We start from the raw sequence: 19,823 nt of genomic DNA, 5'->3' as shown, positions 1-19,823 counted from the left end.
ATAGATTCTCTAGACTTGTAGGTAAAGAAATTCTAGACCTTCCTTGTTTAGATTCTCTGTACCATCGCGCGATGGATATGAAGCTCTGGATCCGCCTCGCCCGAAAGAAGGCTGGCCTCACACAGGAACAGCTTGCGGAGAAGCTCGGCCTCACCAAGGCCAACATCTCGGCCTGGGAGAATGGCCGGCACGAAGCCAGCTTCGCGCAGCTCGCTGCGATCTCTGAGATCAGTGGGCTGCCGCTCGAAGAGGAAGCGGCGCCGGTTGCAGCGACCAACGGCACCCTCGAGTCCTGGCAGATTGAAGACGCGGCGCGCCTGCGCGCACTCTTCGCCCAGAGCGCTGGCCGCATGGGGATGGACGAGTTCGGCGCGCGGCACGGCATACCAGGAACGGGCGCCGTGTCGGCCTTCATCAATGGCCGCAAGCCGTTGACGGCCAGCGCCGCCGCAGCTTTTGCGCATGGCCTCGGCGTAGAGGTGTCGGCGATCAGCCCCCGCCTTGCAACCGAGATCGCCAGGCAGGGAGAGGCCGACTCGGTGCCCACAATTGATGCGGCCACGGCATCCGGCGCCACCTCGGCAGACCGCGTACGCATCGTCATGGCGGAACAGCACCTCGACGTGACCGCTATGGCCAAGGTTCTCCGCATCGAGCCCGCCGTCGTGCGCTCGTGGCTTGTGGCGGGCGACGGGAAGCCTCAGCTGCACCACGCGGTGGCGCTTCAGGAGGCCTTCGGCTACAGCCCGAAGTGGCTCATAAACGGAAAGGGTCCAGCAAAGCTGGAAGCGCCGCATGAGCCAGAGCTCGACGAGCCTGGCTACTTCACGGATGAGGTGCCCCTGCCGCCGAGCGTGTTCAAGCGCATACCGATCAAAGGGACGGCTCAGTTGGGAGACAACGGACACTTTTGCGAGATCGAGTACCCGGTCGGGCACGGCGATGGGTACCTCTTCTTCCCTACCTCCGACCCGGATGCCTATGGTCTGCGCTGCGTCGGCGAATCAATGCGCCCGCGCGTCAAGCACGGCGAATTCGTTGTCATCGAACCGAACCACGCTGTGACGGCCGGCGACGAAGTCATGGTTTTCGCCCAGGACGGCCGGGTAATGATCAAGGAATACGCCTACGTCCGCGACGGCTTCGTTCACCTCTCTTCGGTCAACGAGCGCCACGGCATGCTGCGGATCGAGCAGGCTCAAATCGAGCGGATGCAGTATGTCGCCGGGATATTGAAGTCCTCGGCCCGCCGGCCGGACTGATCGCTGATCAGCCCTCATCCACTATGTAGCCCGCCACCCGGCGGGCTTTTTGTTGTCCGGCGACGACGCCAGCGCGCCGCAGAGCCCCACCACACCAGCCGCCCATGAGGCGGCTTTTTCGCATCCAGCGGCAGCAGTCTAGAGTTTCTGTACTTGTGTATAGTTTTTCTTGACTTACAAAGTACAGACTTTCTATACTTCATCCAGCCCGCTGACATCCACAGCGGTTCGCTGGAGACAGACATGCCAACCGCCCTTCCTTCTGCCGCTGCACACCGCTATGGCCACGTCGCGGCCGCCGCCCACCACCTGATCACCACCGCGCCGCGCCTGCCGCGCGCCGACGAAGCCAGCGCCGTCGTCCTGACCGCCGGCGAGTTCTGGTCGGTCATCGGCGAATTCACCACCCCGACGCCCGGCCGTGCGGCGGCCTTCGTCGCTACCAGCATCCGCCTGGTGCGCGAGGACGGCACCCAGGGTGAGGAGCTGATCGACTTCTTCACTCCTCTGTCGGTCGCGGAGTTTGAGCGGCTGGCGGTCGAGTTCCTGGTGGAAGGGAGGGCATGACCATGACCGCAGACCAGACGCATATCCGCCAGGCGGTGCTTGAGCACAGAAACGCCGAGCTGCTGCGCGAGCTACAGCACGCGCATCAGATCATTCGCAACGCACTGAATCTGATGACCGTCGACCAGAAGTTTGACTGGGGAAAGGCGAATGCTCGTGACGGCGTCGACGGTGATGGCATTACCCGCGCATTCGAGCGCGTGGCGGTCATCAACAAGGCCAAGGGAGTCCAGCCGTGACCCCGCACGACTACGAGCGCATCGCGCGCAACAACCGCCGGCTGAACGTGGCCGCCGTCGTGCTGATGCTGGCTATGGCCCTCGCCTACTTCTTCGCGAAGAACGACCCGGCCTCCCCCATCCGCCCCACCAAGTTCGTGAGGACCGTATGAACCCCGAAATCACCTGGGAGGCCTGGGTGCAGCTGCAGCGCGCCGCCGGCTTCCACGTCACCGGCCGCTGGCTCGCCAGCGGTGAACCCGAGCTGATCCGCATCCACTGAGGGACACCACCATGGACATCGTCACCATCCGCGCCAGCTCGCTGGCCGAACTCTTCGACTGCCCGGCACGCTGGGAAGCCAAGCACATCTTGGGCATGCGCATGCCGTCGAGCGGTGCCGCACACCTGGGCACTGCGGTGCACGCCGGCACCGCCGCCTTCGACCAGGCCGTACTGGACGGCGCGCCGATCAGCGCCGACGACGCGGCCAGCGCCCTGGTGGACTCGATCCACGATAAGAACGCCGAGGTCGACTGGGAAGAAAGCGACCCGGCCACCGCCGAGCGCATCGGCCTGGCGCTGCACGCCCGCTACTGCGCGGAGATCGCGCCGCGCCAGCACTACATCGGCGTCGAGATCCAGTGCGAGCGCCTGGAGATCCCCGAGCTGGGCCTGGCACTGACCGGCACCACCGACCGCGTGCGCACCACTGAGGCCGGCGCGGGCATTACCGACCTGAAGACCGGCGGGCGCGCTGTCGGCACCGATGGCGTGGCCGCCACCGCTGGCCACGGCCCGCAGCTGGGCGTCTACGAGCTGCTGGCCGAGCACGCCATGGGCATCCCCATCAGCGCGCCGGCGCAGATCGTCGGCCTGAACACCGGCAAGACTGCTGCCGCGCAGCGCGTGGGCACTGGCGAGATCGAGTCGCCGCGCGCGGCGCTGCTGGGCACCGAAGACCAGCCCGGCCTGCTGCAGCATGCCTCGCGCCTGATCCACTCCGGCGCCTTCTACGGCAACGGCAAGTCCGTCCTGTGCTCGGCGAAGTACTGCCCGCGGCACGCCACCTGCCCCTACAAATCCTGATTTCCCGCATCCAGACCGAGACCACCACCATGACCACCGCAACCGTCACCCTCGACCAAATGCGCGCGCCAGCCGTGCGCGAGCCGGCCCCCGTAATCACCATGGGCTTCGCCACCTCGCAGTCCTTCGAACTGATGCAGCGCGCCGCCAACCTGCTGGCCTCGTCCACCCTGGTGCCCGCCGCCTACCGGAAGGTGATCGAGAAGCTGGACAAGTTCGGCAATGTGAAGGAATCGCGCGAGAACCCGAACGCGCTGGCCAACGCCGTCGTGGCGCTCAACATGGCCCAGCGCATGGGCGCCGACCCGCTGATGGTCATGCAGAACCTCTACATCGTCGAGGGCCGTCCGTCCTGGTCGTCGCAGTGGATCATCGCCGCGGTGAACGGCTGCGGGCGCTTCTCGCCGCTTCGCTTCGACATCAAGGTGCTGGGCAAGAAGACGGTCGAGCGCACTGAGACGGTGTGGGAGAACGGCAACCGCAGCATGGTCACCAAGAAGGTCGACGTCGTCGACAAGGTGTGCGTCGCCTGGGCGATCGAGAAGGAAACGAAAGAGCGCCTGGAATCGCCCCCGGTGTCGATCGAGATGGCCGTCAAGGAAGGCTGGTACACGAAGACCGGCAGCAAGTGGCAGACCATGGACGAGGTCATGCTGCGCTACCGCACGGCCAGCTTCTTCGGCAAGCTCTACGCGCCCGAGCTGCTGATGGGCCTGCAGTCGGTCGAGGAAGCCCAGGACATCATCGACCTGAACCCCGATGGCTCGTACACGGTGCCCGCCGCGTCGGTCACCGAACTGCGCGGCGCCGCGCGCGCAGCAGCGGCCCAGCCGGCGCAGCCCGCCGAAGTGGTCGAGCCCGAGAGCACTGCCACCGCTGCCGGCGAGGACGGCCAGGACGCCGCCCCCGAAGCCGGCCAGCAAGACGACCTTCTGCCACCCGACGGCGACCAGGCCGACCAGGGCGCCGCTGACGTGCTCACCTTCCAAGCCGTGAACCGCGAGCTGCTGGCCGCGCAGACCGTCGAGGATCTGGACTTCGCGCGCAGCATGATCAAGCAGGTGCCCGACGAGAAGGAGAAGGCAGCGCTCAACCAGGTGGCCGCGCGCCGCATGCGCGAGCTGTCGCCGCCGCCGGCGGAAGCCCAGGCGGCCACCACCACCACCGCCCAGGCGGCACGCCGCGCGCGCGCCCCGATCAGCGCTGAGTGAGGCCCAGCACCATGGACAAGTTCCGATTCATGGGGCGCGCGACCATCCTGCACCTGAACACCAGGAAGGAAGGCCCCGAGGACGCGCAGGAGCTGGCGGTAGACCTGAAGCTGAAGGCGACGACGGACGTCATGATCACGCGCTTCTTCGACGAGCAGCTGGCCGCCTTCGTCTTCCTGTCGAACGGCGCCGTGCGCAACAAGGTCATGGGCCCCGTCACCTTCGCGCACGAGCTGGAGAGCTACCGCCTGGACATGGTCGGCAGCACCTTCACAGGCGTGCGCGTCAAGAAGTTCGCCCTGGAACCCAAGGACGGCTTCAAGGTGTGCGTGACGTTCTCGGTCTCGTTCAAGCCCAGCGGCGACGAGGTGGCGCGCGTCGCCGAGTTCCTCCAGGACGAGATCGAGCTGGACCTTACCCCGAGCGACAGCGAATTGGACTTCGGCGACAGCGGCGCGGCCCACAGCCACTTCTACGCCGAGGACGGTGCTGAAGACGAACTGTTCCCGGCCGCCCGCGAGCTGGTGGCCACGCACCGCCGCGCGTCCATCTCCCTGGTCCAGCGCCACCTTCGAATCGGCTACAACCGCGCCGCGCGCCTTCTGGAGGCGATGCAAGCGGCGGGCGACGTCTCGTTCCCGGATGCCGACGGCAACCGGACGGTCCTGATGACAGCAGAGGCAGCAGCATGAAAATCACCGCCATCCACATCCGCAACTTCCTGGGCATCCTGGCCGCCGACATCATCCCGGCCACGCCCGTGTCGCTCATCTGCGGCCCGAACGGCGCCGGCAAGTCCAGCATCCAGGAAGCCGTCCGCCTGGCCCTGACCGGCGAGAGCGTGCGCGTCGGCCTGAAGAAGGAGTATGGCCAGCTGCTGCACGACGGCGCCGAGTCGGGCTCGATCGTGGTGTCGGGCGGCCCGCAGGCCAACAGCGTCGCCCTCCCCTCCGGCAAGCTGACCGCTGGCCTGCAGGCAGACCCGCGGCTGCCCTACGTGCTCGACGCGCAGCGCTTCGCCCGTCTGGAAGTGAAAGAGCGCCGCGCGTTCCTGTTCGACCTGATGGGCCTGAAGCTCGGCACCAACCTGGTCCGCGAACGCCTGGTCGCCCGCGGCTGCGACGCCAAGAAGATCGAGGCGGTGCTGCCGCTGGTGCGCGCCGGCTTCGATGCGGCGGCCAAGGAATCCCAGACCAAGGCCACGGCGGCCAAGGGCGCCTGGCGCGCGCTGACCAGCGAGACCTACGGCGCCGTGAAGGCGGCCGACTGGACGGCACCGCTCGCCGCCGGTGGCCCGGCGCCCGAGGATCTGGCGGCCACCGTCGCCGAGCTGGAAGCTGAGATCGCGGAGGCCTCCGGCGAGGCCGGCGACCTGCAGCGCCAGTTAGGCGAGATCGACGCCGCGGTGCGCCAGCGCGCGCACCGCGCCAGGCAGGCCGACGAACTGGCCGCCAAGGCCGAACTGCTGCCCAAGGCCGAGGAATCGGTCGCGCGCGCCAAGGCCGAGCGGGATGCCTTCCTGCCCAAAGTCGAGGCCCTGCGCGCGGCCGCCGGCGGCAAGGTGGCGGGCATGGCCTGCACGTGCCCTGAGTGCGGCGCCCTGCTGCAGTACTTGGCCGGGCAACTGGCCCTGCGCGAGCCTACCCAGGCTGATCCGGAAGCCGCGGGCCGGCTGCCCGAGTACGAGCGCAGCCTGACGGTGCTGGAGAACGCCCTGAAGAGCCGCACCGCCGAGCTCGACGCCGCCCGCGCCGCCGCCAGCCAGCTGGCGCTGCTGCGCAAGGACGCCGCGGCGGACGCCGACGATGGCGACGAGGTGCGCTCCACGGTCGAGACCCAGCTGAAGAGCCTGCAGGACGCCATCGGCGCCGCCGGCAAGGAGCTGGCCGCCGCGCGCGACGCGCAGCGCGCCGTCGCCCAGGCGGGTGAGCTCACCGCCAAGGCCGCCCAGCACCACGCCGACGTGGTCGCCTGGGAAGCCCTGGCCGAGGCCCTGGGCCCCAGCGGCATCCCGGCGGACCTGCTGGGCGAGGCGCTGGGCCCGATCAACGAGCACCTGGCAGCGGCCGCCAACGAGTCGGAGTGGTTCCGCATCGGCATCGAGGCGGACATGGCTATCACCGCCGGCGACGGCCGGGCCTACGCCCTCCTGTCCGAGTCCGAGCAGTGGCGCGCCGACGCCATGATCGCCGCGGCCATCACGCGCCTTACTGGCCTGCGCCTGCTGGTGCTGGATCGTGCGGACGTGCTGATCGGCGCCGAACGCGACCGGCTGCTGTGGTGGCTTGACGACCTGGCCGCCGCCGGCGCGATCGACACGGCGCTGGTGTTCATGAGCCTGAAGGCCATGCCCAGCGCGCTACCTGAAGGCATCACCCCCTTCTGGATTCAGGACCACCAGGTGGGCACGGTCAAGGAGGCGGCGTGATGGTCAGCACCACCACCATGATCCAGCGCCTGGAAGGCCTGCTGGACACCACGGACATGAACGACTGGGAACAAGGCTTCGTGCGCACGCTTGCCGCGCGCATGCACGCCGGCGAGGTGACGAAGCTCAGCAGCGCCCAGGTCTACACGCTCGACGATCTCCACGGGAGGCACTTCGCATGAACGCCATCATTTTCGACACCGAGACCACCGGCATCAATGAGCCGGTCATCGTGGAAGCGGCCTGGCTGCGCCTGTATGACCCGTACACCTTGGCCATCGCCGAGGATTTCGAGCAGCGCTACAACCCGGGCAAGCCGATCGAGCTTGGCGCGCTGGCCACCCACCACATCCTCGACGAGGAACTGATCGACTGCCCGCCGGCCTCAGACTTCCAGCTGCCGGCGGGCGTTGACTACCTGATCGGCCACAACGTCGACTACGACTGGCGCGTCATCGGCGAGCCGCCGGTGAAGCGCATCTGCACGCTCGCCCTGTGCCGTCACCTGTTCCCTGAGGCGGACTCGCATACCCAGTCGGCCATGCTCTACCTGTTCGAGCGCGACAGCGCCCGCAAGCTGTTGCAGCGCGCGCACTCGGCCAAGCACGATGTCGCGAACTGCCGCATCGTCCTGGACTATGTGCTGAACAGGCTCGGCCTCACCGATTCATGGACGTGGGAAGACGTCTGGGAAGCGAGCGAAGCCGCGCGCATCCCGAAGGTCATGACCTTCGGCAAGCACAAGGGTATGCGCATCGCCGACGTCCCCGGCGACTACAAGGCGTGGCTACTGCGCCAGCCCGACGTCGATCCGTACGTCATCAAGGCCATTCGTGGAGAGCGCTCGTGACCGCTGCCGCTCTCCACCAATCGCGCGCAATACGAGCCAGGAAGGCGCCCGCCGCGCCCGCGCGAGCCTTCACCCGTGGCGCCGTACTGGCGCACCTAAAGGACCACGCCGGCCAGCGCTACACCCCGACGCAGATCGGAAACCTGTTCAAGCGGCCGACGGCCGATGCACGCGAGTTGCTGACCGAGATGTTCGAAGCCGGCCAGGTGCGCCGTGTCGTCGACGGCAAGAAGCGGATGTTCTTCGTACCGGGCCCCGAAGAGCTGCGCGCGCGACCTGCGCGCATTGTCGGCTGGGGCGAGCTGCAGGGCTGGGAGGCTGGCCTGCGCCGCTTCTCGGACCTGTGCATGACGGCGAGGGGCTGAGGATGAACCAGACCATGATCAACGACCTGCGCCAGCGCGCGGCCCGCGCAGAACGCGAGCGCGACGAGGCACAGCACCTGCTGGCGATCAACCGCGAGTCTGGCGTCGTCGTCGCGCACCGCATCCAGCGCCTGGAACAGCTGGCGCGCGCCATCAACCACGCCGCGGCGAAGAGCCCCTTCCAAGCGCTCAGCCGCTGGGTGAAGTTCGGGCCTGAGGCCGAGTTTCTGAAGCAAATCCGGGAGGCAGCATGAAAGCCCTATCCATCCGACAGCCCTGGGCGTGGCTGATCGTCAACGGCTTCAAGGACATCGAGAACCGGACTTGGCCGACCCGCTTCCGTGGCCGCGTGCTGATCCATGCCAGCAACGGAATGACGCGCGACGAGTACGCGGACGTGGAGCACTACCTGCGTGAGCTGTACGAGACTGGCTCGGTGGACTTCCCGCTCATCACCCTGCCGAAGATGAAGGAGTTGGAGCGCGGTGGCATCGTCGGCGTGGCCACTATCACCAACTGCGTGCGGCCCGAACAGCGCACGTCGTCGTGGCACATGGAGGATCAGTTCGGATTCCAGATCGCGGAGGCAAAGCCCTTGCCGTTCGTCCCGTGCAAAGGCGCCCTCGGCTTCTTTGACGTGCCCGCTGAGGTGGCGGCGCAGCTCCGGGTAATGCACTCGGGTGCTGCACAGCGCGAGGGAGGGGCGTGATGCGGGCCATCGACCTCTTCGCCGGCGCGGGCGGCTTCTCGACCGGCGCGAAGATGGCTGGCATCGATGTCGTGTGGGCGGCCAACCATTGGCCGGTTGCCGTGGAAACGCATGCCGCCAACCACCCGGGAGCGGTCCACGTCTGCCAGGATCTGCACCAGGCCGACTGGTCGCGCGTGCCGGCACACGACATCCTGCTCGCCTCGCCCTGCTGCCAAGGCCATAGCAAGGCCCGCGGCAAGGCGGCGAACAATCCGCAGCATGACGCCAGCCGTTCGACGGCATGGGCTGTTGTCTCGGCGCTGGAGTATCACCGGCCGGCGTTCGGCGTGGTCGAAAACGTGCGCGAGTTCATGGACTGGAATCTCTTTCCAGCATGGCGACTGGCACTACAGGCGCTTGGCTACCAGATTGCGCCGCACCTGGTTGATGCCGCCGATCACAGCGTACCGCAGCATCGCGAGCGGCTGTTCCTTGTCCTGAGCCGCAGCGAGCGGCCCATGATGCTGAATCTGTCGCAGCGGCAGCACGTGCCGGCGTCCAGCTTCATCGACTTCAGCGCCGGAAACTGGTCGGCCATCGAGAAGCCAGGCCGTGCAGCCTCGACGCTGGAGCGGGTGAGGAATGGCCGGCGAGCCTTTGGCGACCGCTTCGTGATGCCCTACTACGGCAGCGGGTCAGGCACTACTGGCCGCAGTCTGGATCGCCCGATTGGCACGATCACCACGCTTGACCGCTGGGCCGTGGTCGACGGCGGCCGCATGCGCATGCTGACGAAGGAAGAAAACCGGGACGCCATGTCGTTCCCCGGGCAATACATCCTGCCGAAGCAGCACAAGCTGGCAGTGCATCTGCTGGGTAATGCCGTGCCGCCCCTTATGGCGCGCGACATCATCACCGCGATCAAGGAGGCAGCGTGAATCAGCCTTTGAAGATGTACGGCCATGCCGCCACAAGCAGCGCAGCAAGCGAGATCAGTGCCGCAATCCCAGCCCAACGGGCTGACCGGCGAGCAGCCTCTGCCGAAATTTCCGCCGCCCGGACTGCTCGTTCCGCCCGTTCGTCTTCCTTCAGCTTTCCGTTGAGTGCGTCGCCGATCAATGCAGTCTCCCGTCCTTTCGAGGAATCGTAGCATGGCTGTTCAACCCCACCACCTCGCCCGCCAGCCGCTCCATCAACCGCTGGATGCGGCCAGCATTCGCACCCAGGCCACCGGCCCGGTGCTGCTGCGCCAGGTCAGCGCAGTCGAGCCTGGCGCGCGCCACCGCGCGGGCCAGCCCGGCCGCCGGGAGCGCCTCGGCCAGGGCTCGCACCATCAGATGCAGCGCGGCAATCTCCGCGCGCAGGTCGTCGTCGTTCGTGTCCATGCTGACCAGTCTATCGGTGGGGCCGGCGGCGGCTATGGGAGCCGTCTCAAAAGCAATAACGGATTTGTGAATTGACCGAAGCAGCAAAACGAATCATCGAATTGACCCGCCAAGCGTGGCGGATTGGAGAGAAGGATGGACGGCAGAGTAATGACTGAGCACGACATCCAGGACGTGACAGGGAAGAAGCGGCACAGTGCGCAGGTTTCGTGGTTCAAGCAGCATTTCGGCATCACGCCTGTGCAGCGCGCAGACGGGCGCATTATCCTGACATGGGCCGCTTTCGAAATCCTGCAGGCCAAGCGTGTCGGCATCACGATGGGCGACACGCCCGTGGCGCGCCCTGCCCTGCAGCCGCTTCGGAGAGCCGCGTGAACGCTCGCCGCAGAACCAAGGCCGATGGCCTTCCCAGCCGCGTCTATGTGCGCCGCAACAGTTTCTTCTGGGTGCGCCCTGGGGATGAGAAGTGGGTCAAACTGTGCCGCGTCGCCGAAGGCGAGACGCTGATGTACGAGCGCCTGGCGGCAGAGAAGCGTAAGGTCGAGGTGGATGGCAATGAGGGCAGCATGTCGCGGCTTGTCGCCATCTACATGGACAAGAACGCTACGACATACGCCGACACGTTCAGGGAGGAATGGCTGCGCCGCGGCGAGGACGTCCGCAAGGCGTTTAAGCACCACAGCATCGAGCAGGTGGACGCCGGATTGGTGGAGGACTTCCTGCTGCAGAACTGGGCCGACAAGCTGCCGACCCAGCGCGCCATGAAAGCGTGGCTGTCCAAGTTCTTCGCCTGGGCCATCCGTCGCCGCCACGCCCAGGTCAACCCCTGCCGTGAGGTCGAGGTCAAGAAGCCGAACGTGCGCGACGTCTACATCCCGCACGACCACTTCATGGCGATCCGCGCCGCGTTGGCAAGCTACAGCTACGAGAAGAAGATCAAGGGGAAAACGCAGGTTATCAGTGCCAGGGTCCCGACCGGGCCCGAAATGCAGATCTTCGTCGACCTGTGCTACCTGACCTGCCAGCGGTCAACCGAGATCCGGCTGCTGCGATGGTCCCAGGTGGACGAGCGCGCGGGCGTGATCCGGTTCAAGCCGACCAAGACGGAGAACAGCACCGGGCAGGCGGTGGACTGGCCGATCACCCCCGAGATCGCCGCCGTCTTCAGGCGCGCCCGGGCTCTACGGCGCGAGCTGAAGGTCCAGCCCCTCCATGACTACGTCATCACGGACCGGAAGGGGAAGCCGAAGAGTGCGGCAGCCTGCCGTGACGCATGGCGTGACGGACTGATCCGGGCGAAGCTGGGTGAGATGGACTACGTGGTGAAGGACATTCGCGCGAAGGCGCTCACCGACGCGAAGAAGGCGGGCTACCACATCGACGAGCTGCAGGTCGCCGGCGCGCATGCGGATCGGGCCACGACCGAGGACTACATCAAGCAGCGCGACGTACCGGTTTCAGTCGTGCGGCTGCATCTTCCTGCCGCGTGATATTGGACACTGTCCAATATTCGCCCATTTTTTCGCGGCGCAGAAAAGGGAAAAGCCTCTGTAACCGATTGATTACAGAGGCTTTAATTTGGTCGGGGCGAGAGGATTTGAACCTCCGACCACCTGCACCCCATGCAGGTCTGACTGATTTCCCTGTCACCCCCTGACAACCCGCAAAGCCTTGTGTAGTATAGCTTTAAGCGGTTCCCCCGGGGACAAACCATGACACGCCTAGCCCCCCTTTTCCGGACCAAACCCGGGGACGGAACCGCAAAAACCCGGGGATTCCCCGGGTTGTGACAGGTTCCCAATATGCAGGTTCCTAAGGGGTATGGCAGACCATGACCAAAGCACTGACCGCGAAAGAAATCGAAAACCTCAAACCGGGCGCAAAGCCCGTGACGAAGAAAGTCGAACCGGGCCTGTATATCCGCGTCGCGACGAATGGCACAAAGACGTTCTACGCGCGTTTTTCGGCAGGTAATAAGGACCGCGAAACCGTGATCGCGCAATATGGCCACGGTCCCGGTCAGATGACCCTCGCGCAAGCGCGCGAAGCCCTGCGCGCATTGATAGCGAAAGAACGCGGCGCTGATGTGCCGGACGAACAGATACCCGCCCGACATCGCGTCGTGCGCGACCTGCACGCCCGGACGTTTAAGGACCTGTTCGATACATGGCTGAAAGAAATTAGCGTCAAGCGGGCCGGCGAAGGACGCAAGGACGGCGGCGCGGATATTCAGAGTCGTTTCGACCTGCACGTTCTGCCTACCTTGGGGGACGTGAAACTGGCCGACCTGTCGAAAAAACAGGTCCGCGATTGTCTGCGCGCGATTTCGGACCAGACCAAAAAGGACGGCAGCAACAAAAACCGTCAGGCCGTGCTGATCTATCGCCTTATCATGCAAATGCTCAAGTGGGGCAATGGTGAGCGCGAATGGCGTCCGGCGCTGACCGATTGCGACGCGCACAAACTGAAAGCGACCGAAATTGTGGTGGGCGATTACGACCCGAAGCGGTCGAATATCGGAACGCGCTATCTGACCAGCGAGGAAATCATTGAACTTGAACAGCGACTGCCGAAGGCGAATATGCCAACGCGCGCCCGGTTCGGCATGTTGCTGACGCTGGCGACGGGAGTCCGTGCCTCGGAATTGGCGAGCGCGAAGTGGAAAGACGTTGATTTTGGTGCGCGCGTCTGGCGTTTGCCGGAGTACAAAAGCAAATTCGAAACGGTCCCGCCGTTTGATATCTATCTATCCGATTTCGCGCTGCAGCAGATGCGCGATTTGCAATGCCTAAAAGCAGGTCCCTATATCTTCCCGAATGCGCGCGACCCGCGCCAGCCGCAAAACCCGAAGACCTTAACGAAGCAGATCGGGGACCGGCAGCGTGGCAAGGAACAGGATACGCAGAAACGCAGCAAGAACGCGGATGCGCTGATTTTGTCCGGCGGCAAATTCACGCTGCAGGATTTGCGCCGGACGATGGCAACGGGTATGCAGGGCATCGGCATATCGGACCGCATCGCGGATCGCTGCCTAAACCATACGCAGGACGCGAAAGAAACCGGCCTAAGCAAAGCCGCCGGGCATTATCTCCACCATACGTTTGACGACCAGATGCGCGACGCTTGGCAGAAATGGGGAGAGCATCTAACGTGGCTGATCGGCGAGCGCAGTCGCAACGTGGTGCCGATCAAACGGCGCAGAAATCGCGCGGCGGATGATCAGATCGAAGCGGCACAATAATGAGAAATCCCGGAATCCTCCGGGCTTTCTCTATTCCTGGTCATGGATTTTCGTCAATAGCGCTCGAATTTCCTCCGCGCGCCACACCAGATGATTAGAACTTAGATAAATCGGTTTTGGATAAATGCCCGCCTTGACGCGCCGCTTCCATGTCCGCGCCGATATTGGCAGTTTTTTTAGAATCTGCGCCAGCGTCACGAATCCATCCTCGGGAAAATCTTCCGGAACTGCGATCGGCGGTGGCGCGTCGAAATCCGCCGCCGTTTCATGGGCGACCGCAGCCGCGACAGCTTGCGCCGCTGCTGCTGCCGCGCTGGCGGCGTTTAATGCCGCCTCAGCTGCTGCCTGCGCCGCCGCAGCGGCGATTTCGGCAGGCCGTCTGGTTTCCATTTTGGCGGGCATGATATTAAATGATGATGGGTTGAACTTCGCGCGTCTCTGGCTTGCAACCGTCCCTTCTGTCCATGTCCAATATAATACGCCGCGCAGTTTCGATAGGAAAATCCAAAAAGACAATGCCCTCGTGTGTGTGTTTCCGTACTTGGATACGTCGACCCAAACTAACAATGCAATATTCGGCCTCCACATCAAAACGGACACGAAATGCGCGCGCAATGGTTTTGCCATGACACCAGTCCGTGACAATGGCTTTGCCTTCACCATAGATCGCGCTCATGATCGTTTCCCCCTGCGTAACAGCACGTCCCGCAGCCGCAGCACGTCCACCAGATACCATTGCTTATCCTTCTGCGAAAACGCGACTGCCGGTTCGGGCAGGCGTTTGCGCTCGACATAGCGATGCAATACCCGCTGCGAACACCCTAGGATTGCCCGGACCTCGGGACCCGTGATTAACGTATCCGGCGGCAGACGGTCATAATCGACCGCTGTGGCGCTTCTCGCTGCCGCTTTGGGTTTCCCCCGCCCGGCACGCGGCAACCGGCGCGTGGCCGCTTTCTGGTCGCCTGCGGGGCCAGGTTCGGGCCTCGGCCAGTCGGTCATATCGGGGGCGCGATGCAATGCCCGCAGAATATAATCCTGCACACGCTCTACCCTTTCCGCTTCCTCACCCTTTCGGGTGCGCTTCGTCACTGCACGTTCCGACCAAGTCGCGCGTTTGCGCGCGCCTGCCGCCGCCCCTGGACGCGACAGTTGTTCTTTTTGCATGGGCACTACGCCGGCTGCTGGCCGGTGTCTCCGCTCGACGGCGGTTCCGGTCCGCTCGCCTGCGCAATGATCGCGCATCGCTCGCATAGACCGGACCGCTGCGTTTCAATCAGACCCGCCATTGTCCACACATTATCATGACCAAAACGTTCGCCGCATTTTAGGCAATGAATAAAGTGGATCAAGGTCACGGGCTCCCCCGGTTATGAATAGTAGCGGACGCCCACCCTATCACGGCACGCCGATCAGATTAATACCATTCGGCAACTGCAGATTAAGCACGGCCACGGGCTTGATTTGCAGAGGATAATAGGACGACAGCGTATCCGGCAGAATCGGACCCACTTCCGCTTCGGTCACGATTTGGGCGATGCGGTCATCGCGGTAATGGGCAAGGTTTTCGCGCTGGCGGACGTGGTAGGCGTGAAACCCGATCCAGTCGTCAATCGATGTCAACAGGGTATTGGCCGGGTCATAGCGCAGGACCGGGCGAATCCTGGTTCCGACCGTTTCCGGCTTGAGTGCATCCACAACATCGGGCGACAGGCCGCAGCCATTCGCATACGCGACCAGATAGCCGGGCCAGTCATCCGCCGGCACGCGGTCATGGATGACCTGCAGACCCGCCAGCAATTGCGCGTTCCGGCGCAGCATGGAATAGAAGCCGCCGACCTCGCCCCAACCCGCCCGGATTAGGCCGTCGACGCTGGTCCCTTCCATATTGGGCGAATAGACAGTGTCGGGAATCAGGCACCCGACCGCGCAGGCCGTGCCGTCGCTGCCGCGATAGGCGCAGATTATTTCCCGGTTATGCTCTCGCCGCGCCGGGCGTTGCTGGCGCAGCAGATGCGCCGCGACATAGTCGAAGACGTGTTGCGCCGTGAAGGCGCCCAAGGCTTCCTCAGTCGGATAGATCATGGTGACATACCTCCGGGGTGAAACGGCGCAGCAGCAGACGCGCGGTCTGCAGCGTCCCGACAAGCTGGCCGTGGGTATTGAGGACAAAGCCGGCGCGCTCGACCTCGCGAATCAGGTCCGCGCATTCGTCGCCGGTCAGCGGCAGCGGAAACAGGTAGGCGCGCAACGCCTCGATGGCTTCCGAACTGCCGCTGACCTGCATCCGGTTGGGCAAGGTCAGATTGCGCTCGCGGCGCTTCGCTTCGTCCGCCGCGATGATCTGGGCGGCGAACTCCTGCAGGGCGTCCGCGCTCGCCCAATCGCCGGGCGCTTCGATTTGGCAGGTCCGCGCGACCAGGATCGCCACGGCTGTCACGTCCTGCGCAGTCAATGGCATGGCGCCTCCCATTGCGTCGCGCGGTTTTCGTATTCGACCGCCGCGCGGATCGCGGCATCGGCGGATACGCGCGCGCCGTCCGCCGGCCTGACCTGCGCCGCCCGGAACACGGCGTTGATGGTCCGATGCCGGATCAGCCGGCATTCCGGGCAGAAAAGAACGGTCCGGTCCAGACGCTGCGTAAACCAGTCCCATGCCTGCGCGTCGCACGCGCTGTCGCGCCGCCCTTCGTGTCCGCACAGATCGCATTTCAGGAACATCGCCTGCCCCTATGGCGTTTCGCAAAAGCAATGCAGGACCAGATGCCCGTCTGGCAACTGGATTGTTCCAAGATAGCGCGCGATAGCGGAATGCAGCGCCTGCCCGGTGCCGCTCATGTAGACGCGCACGGGCGCGGTGCGCGATGCCATCGGATCGACGACCGCCCATAGGCACGGGTGCCCGTGCCGAACCTGCACGGTCAGCGGATAGGCAAACAGCGGCATTTCGACCTCCTGTTCGTCCGCCAGCCGCAGCGGAAATTTCCAGACCGCGCTTTTCATGACCGGCCCCCTTTCAATGACCGCTCGCGATTACTGGATCGCCGCTGTTGCTTCCGCGCCCGTCGCCGCTTTCATCGGGAACGGCCAATCCTCGCCCGTGCCCGGTTCCTGCGGCATTACCTCGACGGTCGCGCGCACTTCCTTGCCCGTGATCAGCGACAGCAGCCGCGCGGCTTCTTCCTCGTTCGGATAGAGCGCGATCCGGAATTCGTATAAGACCGTGCCGCCCTGCTGTTGCGTGAAATTCAATTTATCTAGGTACACGTCCTGAAAGATCAAATCGTTCTTGCCGCCGAAATGCAGCGTCAATTTCAGATGCTCCCATTTGCCGGACCAATGGAACGGTTGCTTGAAATCCTCGAAACGCAGCGCGGTAAAAGCCGGTTCCGTATTGGGCAGGCGCTTTTGCTTCGTCTCGGGCGGCACGTATAGCGCCGCGCGCAGGCCGGGCGCAAGATCGTCCAGCGTCTCGTTGTTCGCCTTCCACGCCAGATGCAGATCGAACGCCAGCTTCGATTCGTCGCCGTGGAACTCCGGGCGACCGTTCGCGCTGCGCACCTTGAGGGGGACATTAATTAGCGTCAGCATGATCCGTCTTCCTTTCAAATGATGACTTCCAGTCCAAGCAATAGGCGTCCGCTTCTGACATCAAGTCTTTCATTGCCTCAATGCACTCGAATGGATTTGCGTTGTCGTTCAATTCCGTCAGCGTGAAAATGACGCCTGCATAAAAGAATTGCCGCAGAATCTCGAGATTTTCCTCGGGCGTTTTCGGCGGTTGCTTGCGAGCAATTTCGCGCCATTGCCGGGCGATGCGATCCGGTACGTATGCGGTCATGCTTGGTCCCCCGATAGAGTCGCGCGCTTGCGCTTGTATGCCGCCCATTGTTCGATTCGGGCGTCGTCGTCTTTGATGAACTGGACTAGCTCGGCGCTCGCGTCCAATACCGCGATATCGTCCGTCGCCGTGAGGGACTTCGCGACCTGCGCGGGATCGATTTCGTCGTCGGGATTCCACGCCGGGCAATCGGACAGATCAATCTCGGGCTGCGCGGCCTGCGCCGGGTCCGGGCTCACCTTCGGTTGCGAATCGACAGCGGCGCGGCCTGCCTGTTTCTGCGCCTTGTACTCGTGCAGCGCGGCGTTAAAGAAGTCCTGCGCGACGCTCAAATCGGACGGATCGGTCAGCCGCTCGGCGAGCGCGCGCGCCTCGCTAAAGGCGGCGTTCGTCGCTGACTTCTTTGCCGCCGTGATCGCGGTCAACACCTGCTTGAGTGTCGGCGCGGCGCCTTCTGGCGTACCCGATTCTGCGGGCGCGTCCTCGCTCGCTGCGTCCGACTGGTCAGGGTTATCGGTGCCGGCGTCGCCCAGTCCTGCGGCCTCGGGCGCGTCGCCCTTGTCCTTGCCCTTGGGCACGTCCTGACCGCCTGCAGCGCCCGGCTTGTCCTCACCCTTGGGCTTGGCAGGGGGTGCGCCCTTGCGCTCGCGCATGGCCTGCTTTGCCGCTTCCGTGCGCGTGCCGGGCTTTGCCTCGGCTGCAGGATTCGCGCTGGCAGAGCCTGGACCTGCCGTGTCGCCGAACTCGCGCTCGGCGGTCGTCATGCCGTCCTGAATCGCGGCATAGATCGATTGCAGCGTGACGCCGATTTGCGGCGTCATCGCTTCCAGCTTGCGCTGAATGCGCTTTTCCAGCATGGCGCGCGTCACGCCGATTGCGCCGAATACTTCCAGCGTCTGGTTAATGAAGGCGTCATTAATCTCGCACTTCGCCGCGAGCGTCGCGCGCGTCTGATTCGCAGCGGCCTCGATCACGTCGCGCGGAATGATGGCTTCGAGACAGGCACGCAGGCGGCGCGCGGCGAAATTCGCCACGTGCTCGTAGATATCGCGCTCACTGGTCAGGCGCTGCCCGCCGTCGCTCTTGTCTCGGATATGCTGGACCGTGAAGCGGCGTTCGGATCGGCTGCGCGTCTCCAGATCAATCGCAAACACTTGAACCTCGGTCCAGTCATCGCCGCGCGACAGCTCGTGCGTGCCGAAGGACAGGTTGCCCCATAGCTGCGCGATGCTCTCCAACAGGCGAATGCTCGGGCCGGTAATGTCCTTGCCGCCGCGCGCGTACTGATACAGCGCCTTTTCGGCAAGGCTCAGACTCGCGCACGCATCGGTAATTGCGGCAAGCGCGCGCGCACGGTCGCGCGGGCTCGCCTGCGCCATCATGTAAAGCATCTGCGTTTCCGCGATCTGGCGTTGCATCTCCGCGCCCATCGATACGGACATGACGCCGCCGGGCAAAGCTACGCCCTGGTGAATGCCTGCATTCATCATGATTTACTCGCCTTTGGGGGTTTTCTTGAACCGGAAATCGACGTATTCGACGGCCTCGACCTCATACGCTTTCCGTGCGACGACCTTCCGGGTATAGCTGCCCGACTGGTCCGGCAGACGCGCCACAGCGGCCTCGCCCATCGCTGCCAGCATGTGCGCGCGGGCGGCGTCGCTGACGGCTTCGTATCGCTTCGTCAGCGCGTCCGCCTCCTGCTTGACCGTGTGCCAGTGCAGCATGTCCGCCGGGAAATCAATCGCCTCGCCATTGGTGCCCGGATATAGGCGGCGCAGCAGCGCGACGGTCGTCGGGTGCGCGTAATCGATGGCCGGCGGCATGTCCTGCTCGACCAGGGTCCAGAACTCGCACTCGGCATCGATCAGCAGATGCTCTAGCTCCGCGTCGCGCTGGACGCGGTAGATTTTCAGCGAATTGCCGCCGACGCACGCCGCCAGATACCACTCCGGATAGTCCAGAACCGCCATGTAGTGCGCGCACTGCCAGAAGTAGGCAAGCGGGATTTCGTCGGTCCCTTCGGTGCCCCAATCGCCCGCGCGGAACGCGAAGTAGTCGACGTTCTTGCATTCCAGACCGGCGCGGCGACCCTCGATCACGCGGTCCGGGTGCGCCAGCATGAAGGGGTGTTTCTTGTGCCGGATCGCGGCATTGCGCCGCCGGATTTTCTGCCCCGTGCGCCGGCTGTATTCGTCGGCAATCACGTCTTCGAGTAGCTGGCCGAACAGGGTCCGCTCGGTGTCGCCGGACGGCGCGGGCAGACGTGCGGTCTTTTCCAGCCATAGCTGATAGCCCGTCTTGTACGGACTCTGATTCAGCAGCGCGGCGACATCCGACCCGCCCAGGCCGGTCCGGCGCTCCGCAAGCAACGTGGCGCGATCCATTGACGCCCCCCGTATCGTGTGATGCAGCCGCTACGCTGCATTTTCCCGACCCCCTACCGGGAATGTCTCATCATTTACCGAATTGCGCGACATTTCCCAACCGATGAAAAACCAATACCCGGCCCTGCCGGCCTTTCATTACCCGGCTTTATGTTTCTCATTACCCGGATTTATTTGTCGTGACAACGTTTGAAACGCCCCGACTTGGGACGGTAGAGCACTATAAAAACGCGGCGCCGCTGACCAAGTCAATAAAGAATTTTTTAAATCTGATTGCAGCATTCCCGA

29 protein-coding genes and 1 tRNA gene are annotated in these 19,823 nt (G+C 64.3%); 17 read left to right on the top strand and 13 right to left on the bottom strand.

Annotation, left to right across the window (positions count from 1 at the left end; all coding sequences use genetic code 11):
• The first annotated feature begins 77 nt into the window (after positions 1 to 77).
• The 14 genes from AC1Z3O_RS06165 (at position 78) to AC1Z3O_RS06100 (ending at position 9,619) form a co-directional block, all read left to right on the top strand.
• The gene (locus AC1Z3O_RS06165) at positions 78 to 1,262 is read left to right on the top strand and encodes a helix-turn-helix domain-containing protein (RefSeq protein WP_483514387.1); all 1,185 of its coding nucleotides are present in this window, start codon (positions 78 to 80) and stop codon (positions 1,260 to 1,262) included.
• A gap of 243 nt (positions 1,263 to 1,505) precedes the next feature.
• Positions 1,506 to 1,829, top strand: coding sequence for a hypothetical protein (locus tag AC1Z3O_RS06160; protein WP_483514385.1), 324 nt, complete (start codon positions 1,506 to 1,508; stop codon positions 1,827 to 1,829).
• The gene (locus AC1Z3O_RS06155; protein WP_483514383.1) at positions 1,826 to 2,068 is read left to right on the top strand and encodes a hypothetical protein; all 243 of its coding nucleotides are present in this window, start codon (positions 1,826 to 1,828) and stop codon (positions 2,066 to 2,068) included. The genes AC1Z3O_RS06160 and AC1Z3O_RS06155 overlap by 4 nt, the downstream gene beginning before the upstream one ends.
• On the top strand, positions 2,065 to 2,220 hold the full coding sequence (locus AC1Z3O_RS06150) for a hypothetical protein (protein ID WP_483514381.1): 156 nt from the start codon (positions 2,065 to 2,067) through the stop codon (positions 2,218 to 2,220). The genes AC1Z3O_RS06155 and AC1Z3O_RS06150 overlap by 4 nt, the downstream gene beginning before the upstream one ends.
• 121 nt (positions 2,221 to 2,341) lie before the next feature.
• The gene (locus AC1Z3O_RS06145; RefSeq protein WP_483514379.1) at positions 2,342 to 3,136 is read left to right on the top strand and encodes a RecB family exonuclease; all 795 of its coding nucleotides are present in this window, start codon (positions 2,342 to 2,344) and stop codon (positions 3,134 to 3,136) included.
• 29 nt (positions 3,137 to 3,165) lie between these two features.
• Positions 3,166 to 4,347, top strand: coding sequence for a hypothetical protein (locus AC1Z3O_RS06140; protein ID WP_483514377.1), 1,182 nt, complete (start codon positions 3,166 to 3,168; stop codon positions 4,345 to 4,347).
• A gap of 11 nt (positions 4,348 to 4,358) precedes the next feature.
• Entirely contained in the window at positions 4,359 to 5,039 is a 681-nt protein-coding gene (locus tag AC1Z3O_RS06135) for a DNA translocase FtsK (RefSeq protein WP_483514375.1), read from the top strand.
• Positions 5,036 to 6,775, top strand: coding sequence for an AAA family ATPase (locus AC1Z3O_RS06130; protein ID WP_483514373.1), 1,740 nt, complete (start codon positions 5,036 to 5,038; stop codon positions 6,773 to 6,775). The genes AC1Z3O_RS06135 and AC1Z3O_RS06130 overlap by 4 nt, the downstream gene beginning before the upstream one ends.
• Positions 6,775 to 6,957, top strand: a complete 183-nt coding sequence (locus tag AC1Z3O_RS06125; RefSeq protein WP_483514371.1) for a hypothetical protein — start codon at positions 6,775 to 6,777, stop codon at positions 6,955 to 6,957. Before AC1Z3O_RS06130 ends, AC1Z3O_RS06125 begins: the two co-directional genes overlap by 1 nt.
• The gene (locus AC1Z3O_RS06120) at positions 6,954 to 7,625 is read left to right on the top strand and encodes a 3'-5' exonuclease (protein WP_483514369.1); all 672 of its coding nucleotides are present in this window, start codon (positions 6,954 to 6,956) and stop codon (positions 7,623 to 7,625) included. The genes AC1Z3O_RS06125 and AC1Z3O_RS06120 overlap by 4 nt, the downstream gene beginning before the upstream one ends.
• Positions 7,622 to 7,990 (top strand): hypothetical protein, encoded by a 369-nt coding sequence (locus AC1Z3O_RS06115; RefSeq protein WP_483514367.1) that lies wholly within the window; start codon positions 7,622 to 7,624, stop codon positions 7,988 to 7,990. Before AC1Z3O_RS06120 ends, AC1Z3O_RS06115 begins: the two co-directional genes overlap by 4 nt.
• Positions 7,991 to 7,992: 2 nt before the next feature.
• Positions 7,993 to 8,244: a hypothetical protein gene (locus tag AC1Z3O_RS06110; protein ID WP_483514365.1), complete on the top strand. Its 252-nt coding sequence runs from the start codon at positions 7,993 to 7,995 to the stop codon at positions 8,242 to 8,244.
• Complete coding sequence (locus tag AC1Z3O_RS06105) at positions 8,241 to 8,699, top strand: ASCH domain-containing protein (RefSeq protein ID WP_483514363.1); 459 nt, start codon at positions 8,241 to 8,243, stop codon at positions 8,697 to 8,699. Before AC1Z3O_RS06110 ends, AC1Z3O_RS06105 begins: the two co-directional genes overlap by 4 nt.
• The gene (locus tag AC1Z3O_RS06100) at positions 8,699 to 9,619 is read left to right on the top strand and encodes a DNA cytosine methyltransferase (protein WP_483514360.1); all 921 of its coding nucleotides are present in this window, start codon (positions 8,699 to 8,701) and stop codon (positions 9,617 to 9,619) included. Before AC1Z3O_RS06105 ends, AC1Z3O_RS06100 begins: the two co-directional genes overlap by 1 nt.
• Position 9,620: 1 nt before the next feature.
• Here AC1Z3O_RS06100 and AC1Z3O_RS06095 read toward each other — a convergent pair whose 3' ends face one another.
• Positions 9,621 to 9,800 carry a hypothetical protein gene (locus AC1Z3O_RS06095; protein WP_483514358.1) on the bottom strand — a complete coding sequence of 60 codons (180 nt, stop codon included), beginning with the start codon at positions 9,798 to 9,800 and terminating at the stop codon, positions 9,621 to 9,623.
• Entirely contained in the window at positions 9,797 to 10,066 is a 270-nt protein-coding gene (locus AC1Z3O_RS06090; protein ID WP_483514356.1) for a hypothetical protein, read from the bottom strand. Before AC1Z3O_RS06090 ends, AC1Z3O_RS06095 begins: the two co-directional genes overlap by 4 nt.
• A 135-nt stretch (positions 10,067 to 10,201) precedes the next feature.
• Here AC1Z3O_RS06090 and AC1Z3O_RS06085 point away from each other — a divergent pair, with 135 nt between their 5' ends.
• Together AC1Z3O_RS06085 and AC1Z3O_RS06080 are read left to right on the top strand one after the other, a co-directional pair.
• The gene (locus AC1Z3O_RS06085; protein WP_483514354.1) at positions 10,202 to 10,441 is read left to right on the top strand and encodes a DUF4224 domain-containing protein; all 240 of its coding nucleotides are present in this window, start codon (positions 10,202 to 10,204) and stop codon (positions 10,439 to 10,441) included.
• Positions 10,438 to 11,556 carry a tyrosine-type recombinase/integrase gene (locus AC1Z3O_RS06080; RefSeq protein WP_483514352.1) on the top strand — a complete coding sequence of 373 codons (1,119 nt, stop codon included), beginning with the start codon at positions 10,438 to 10,440 and terminating at the stop codon, positions 11,554 to 11,556. The genes AC1Z3O_RS06085 and AC1Z3O_RS06080 overlap by 4 nt, the downstream gene beginning before the upstream one ends.
• 89 nt (positions 11,557 to 11,645) lie before the next feature.
• On the opposite strand, the gene AC1Z3O_RS06075 is transcribed toward AC1Z3O_RS06080, so the two are convergent.
• A tRNA-Pro gene (locus AC1Z3O_RS06075) sits at positions 11,646 to 11,720 on the bottom strand.
• 177 nt (positions 11,721 to 11,897) lie between these two features.
• Here AC1Z3O_RS06075 and AC1Z3O_RS06070 point away from each other — a divergent pair.
• A complete protein-coding gene (locus AC1Z3O_RS06070) occupies positions 11,898 to 13,307 on the top strand; it encodes a tyrosine-type recombinase/integrase (protein WP_483514350.1) in 1,410 nt (469 codons plus the stop codon).
• 30 nt (positions 13,308 to 13,337) lie between these two features.
• On the opposite strand, the gene AC1Z3O_RS06065 is transcribed toward AC1Z3O_RS06070, so the two are convergent.
• The 10 genes from AC1Z3O_RS06065 to AC1Z3O_RS06020 form a co-directional block, all read right to left on the bottom strand.
• A complete protein-coding gene (locus AC1Z3O_RS06065) occupies positions 13,338 to 13,934 on the bottom strand; it encodes a helix-turn-helix transcriptional regulator (RefSeq protein ID WP_483514348.1) in 597 nt (198 codons plus the stop codon).
• A 45-nt stretch (positions 13,935 to 13,979) separates the two neighbouring features.
• The gene (locus AC1Z3O_RS06060) at positions 13,980 to 14,474 is read right to left on the bottom strand and encodes a hypothetical protein (RefSeq protein WP_483514346.1); all 495 of its coding nucleotides are present in this window, start codon (positions 14,472 to 14,474) and stop codon (positions 13,980 to 13,982) included.
• A 231-nt stretch (positions 14,475 to 14,705) separates the two neighbouring features.
• Complete coding sequence (locus tag AC1Z3O_RS06055) at positions 14,706 to 15,392, bottom strand: hypothetical protein (RefSeq protein WP_483514344.1); 687 nt, start codon at positions 15,390 to 15,392, stop codon at positions 14,706 to 14,708.
• Positions 15,376 to 15,768 carry a hypothetical protein gene (locus AC1Z3O_RS06050; RefSeq protein ID WP_483514342.1) on the bottom strand — a complete coding sequence of 131 codons (393 nt, stop codon included), beginning with the start codon at positions 15,766 to 15,768 and terminating at the stop codon, positions 15,376 to 15,378. Before AC1Z3O_RS06050 ends, AC1Z3O_RS06055 begins: the two co-directional genes overlap by 17 nt.
• Positions 15,759 to 16,028, bottom strand: a complete 270-nt coding sequence (locus AC1Z3O_RS06045; protein ID WP_483514340.1) for a hypothetical protein — start codon at positions 16,026 to 16,028, stop codon at positions 15,759 to 15,761. The genes AC1Z3O_RS06050 and AC1Z3O_RS06045 overlap by 10 nt, the downstream gene beginning before the upstream one ends.
• A 9-nt stretch (positions 16,029 to 16,037) precedes the next feature.
• Complete coding sequence (locus AC1Z3O_RS06040; RefSeq protein WP_483514338.1) at positions 16,038 to 16,310, bottom strand: DUF7352 domain-containing protein; 273 nt, start codon at positions 16,308 to 16,310, stop codon at positions 16,038 to 16,040.
• A 30-nt stretch (positions 16,311 to 16,340) separates the two neighbouring features.
• Positions 16,341 to 16,898, bottom strand: coding sequence for a hypothetical protein (locus AC1Z3O_RS06035; protein ID WP_483514336.1), 558 nt, complete (start codon positions 16,896 to 16,898; stop codon positions 16,341 to 16,343).
• Entirely contained in the window at positions 16,882 to 17,148 is a 267-nt protein-coding gene (locus AC1Z3O_RS06030) for a hypothetical protein (RefSeq protein WP_483514334.1), read from the bottom strand. Before AC1Z3O_RS06030 ends, AC1Z3O_RS06035 begins: the two co-directional genes overlap by 17 nt.
• Complete coding sequence (locus AC1Z3O_RS06025; protein WP_483514332.1) at positions 17,145 to 18,638, bottom strand: hypothetical protein; 1,494 nt, start codon at positions 18,636 to 18,638, stop codon at positions 17,145 to 17,147. The genes AC1Z3O_RS06030 and AC1Z3O_RS06025 overlap by 4 nt, the downstream gene beginning before the upstream one ends.
• 3 nt (positions 18,639 to 18,641) lie before the next feature.
• Positions 18,642 to 19,535: a YqaJ viral recombinase family nuclease gene (locus tag AC1Z3O_RS06020; RefSeq protein ID WP_483514330.1), complete on the bottom strand. Its 894-nt coding sequence runs from the start codon at positions 19,533 to 19,535 to the stop codon at positions 18,642 to 18,644.
• Positions 19,536 to 19,823: the final 288 nt, after the last annotated feature.

It is taken from the genome of Cupriavidus sp. 09_S30 (assembly GCF_056930435.1).
The sequence above is the reverse complement of the archived record's forward strand: the minus strand, read 5'-3'. Positions and strand labels throughout refer to the sequence as shown.

Excerpts from the sequence above, each read along its gene's own strand:
- AC1Z3O_RS06165 (WP_483514387.1), top strand. The coding sequence starts at position 78 with ATGAAGCTCTGGATCCGCCTCGCCCGAAAGAAGGCTGGCCTCACACAG.
- AC1Z3O_RS06160 (WP_483514385.1), top strand. The coding sequence starts at position 1,506 with ATGCCAACCGCCCTTCCTTCTGCCGCTGCACACCGCTATGGCCACGTC.
- AC1Z3O_RS06155 (WP_483514383.1), top strand. The coding sequence starts at position 1,826 with ATGACCATGACCGCAGACCAGACGCATATCCGCCAGGCGGTGCTTGAG.
- AC1Z3O_RS06145 (WP_483514379.1), top strand. The coding sequence starts at position 2,342 with ATGGACATCGTCACCATCCGCGCCAGCTCGCTGGCCGAACTCTTCGAC.
- AC1Z3O_RS06140 (WP_483514377.1), top strand. The coding sequence starts at position 3,166 with ATGACCACCGCAACCGTCACCCTCGACCAAATGCGCGCGCCAGCCGTG.
- AC1Z3O_RS06135 (WP_483514375.1), top strand. The coding sequence starts at position 4,359 with ATGGACAAGTTCCGATTCATGGGGCGCGCGACCATCCTGCACCTGAAC.
- AC1Z3O_RS06130 (WP_483514373.1), top strand. The coding sequence starts at position 5,036 with ATGAAAATCACCGCCATCCACATCCGCAACTTCCTGGGCATCCTGGCC.
- AC1Z3O_RS06125 (WP_483514371.1), top strand. The coding sequence starts at position 6,775 with ATGGTCAGCACCACCACCATGATCCAGCGCCTGGAAGGCCTGCTGGAC.
- AC1Z3O_RS06120 (WP_483514369.1), top strand. The coding sequence starts at position 6,954 with ATGAACGCCATCATTTTCGACACCGAGACCACCGGCATCAATGAGCCG.
- AC1Z3O_RS06110 (WP_483514365.1), top strand. The coding sequence starts at position 7,993 with ATGAACCAGACCATGATCAACGACCTGCGCCAGCGCGCGGCCCGCGCA.
- AC1Z3O_RS06105 (WP_483514363.1), top strand. The coding sequence starts at position 8,241 with ATGAAAGCCCTATCCATCCGACAGCCCTGGGCGTGGCTGATCGTCAAC.
- AC1Z3O_RS06100 (WP_483514360.1), top strand. The coding sequence starts at position 8,699 with ATGCGGGCCATCGACCTCTTCGCCGGCGCGGGCGGCTTCTCGACCGGC.
- AC1Z3O_RS06090 (WP_483514356.1), bottom strand. The coding sequence starts at position 10,066 with ATGGACACGAACGACGACGACCTGCGCGCGGAGATTGCCGCGCTGCAT.
- AC1Z3O_RS06085 (WP_483514354.1), top strand. The coding sequence starts at position 10,202 with ATGGACGGCAGAGTAATGACTGAGCACGACATCCAGGACGTGACAGGG.
- AC1Z3O_RS06070 (WP_483514350.1), top strand. The coding sequence starts at position 11,898 with ATGACCAAAGCACTGACCGCGAAAGAAATCGAAAACCTCAAACCGGGC.
- AC1Z3O_RS06065 (WP_483514348.1), bottom strand. The coding sequence starts at position 13,934 with ATGGCAAAACCATTGCGCGCGCATTTCGTGTCCGTTTTGATGTGGAGG.
- AC1Z3O_RS06060 (WP_483514346.1), bottom strand. The coding sequence starts at position 14,474 with ATGCAAAAAGAACAACTGTCGCGTCCAGGGGCGGCGGCAGGCGCGCGC.
- AC1Z3O_RS06055 (WP_483514344.1), bottom strand. The coding sequence starts at position 15,392 with ATGATCTATCCGACTGAGGAAGCCTTGGGCGCCTTCACGGCGCAACAC.
- AC1Z3O_RS06050 (WP_483514342.1), bottom strand. The coding sequence starts at position 15,768 with ATGCCATTGACTGCGCAGGACGTGACAGCCGTGGCGATCCTGGTCGCG.
- AC1Z3O_RS06045 (WP_483514340.1), bottom strand. The coding sequence starts at position 16,028 with ATGTTCCTGAAATGCGATCTGTGCGGACACGAAGGGCGGCGCGACAGC.
- AC1Z3O_RS06040 (WP_483514338.1), bottom strand. The coding sequence starts at position 16,310 with ATGAAAAGCGCGGTCTGGAAATTTCCGCTGCGGCTGGCGGACGAACAG.
- AC1Z3O_RS06035 (WP_483514336.1), bottom strand. The coding sequence starts at position 16,898 with ATGCTGACGCTAATTAATGTCCCCCTCAAGGTGCGCAGCGCGAACGGT.
- AC1Z3O_RS06030 (WP_483514334.1), bottom strand. The coding sequence starts at position 17,148 with ATGACCGCATACGTACCGGATCGCATCGCCCGGCAATGGCGCGAAATT.
- AC1Z3O_RS06025 (WP_483514332.1), bottom strand. The coding sequence starts at position 18,638 with ATGATGAATGCAGGCATTCACCAGGGCGTAGCTTTGCCCGGCGGCGTC.
- AC1Z3O_RS06020 (WP_483514330.1), bottom strand. The coding sequence starts at position 19,535 with ATGGATCGCGCCACGTTGCTTGCGGAGCGCCGGACCGGCCTGGGCGGG.